Here is a 604-nt window from a genome sequence, read left to right as displayed (position 1 = left end):
CAACAGTGATGGTCTCGCCGATCTGCACATCACGCACGACAGGGCCGGTTGGGCTCTGGAAACCGTGAGCGTTGCGCTTCTTCAGCTTGGCCTTGCCGCGACCACCACGACGGAAGCCATCGCTTTCTTCGTCGGTAGTGCGTGGCGCCACACGTGGAGCCGGCGCTTTTTCTTTGACCGAGGCGCGATGCGGAGCGTTTTTGCGCTCGCCATCACCGCCACCGCTGCGACGATTGTTATCGTCTGCACGTGGCTTGTCCGGACGGCGCTGTTCGTTCTGCTTGTTGCGAACTTCAGCAGACGGCGCTGGAGCAGCGGCAGAGACCGGTGCGCTTTCGCGTACAGGTTCGGCAGCGGCAACCGGCGCAGCAGCAGGGGCGCTATTAGCGTTCTGCGCAGCAGCAGGCTGGTTACGCGCTTCTACTTCGGCGCGTTGCTTGGCTTCTTCTTCAGCCTTCTGACGGGCAGCATTTTCTACTGCGCGACGCTCATCCAGTTCACGCTTGCGCTCGGCTTCGATTTCTTCCGGGCTGCGCTGTACGAAAACTTTCTTTTTGCGGACTTCAACGCTGATGCTTTTGCTGCCAGGAACACGCAGGGTGCT

1 pseudogene is annotated in these 604 nt (G+C 60.6%); it reads right to left on the bottom strand.

The window, feature by feature from the left end:
• Window positions 1-604, bottom strand: a pseudogene (locus tag ACIP1X_RS28135) (translation initiation factor IF-2); the annotation flags it as partial.

It is taken from the genome of Pseudomonas sp. NPDC088885, assembly GCF_044750025.1.
In the GTDB taxonomy this organism is placed as follows: domain Bacteria; phylum Pseudomonadota; class Gammaproteobacteria; order Pseudomonadales; family Pseudomonadaceae; genus Aquipseudomonas; species Aquipseudomonas rustica.
This window is presented reverse-complemented; position numbering and strand designations above follow the sequence as displayed.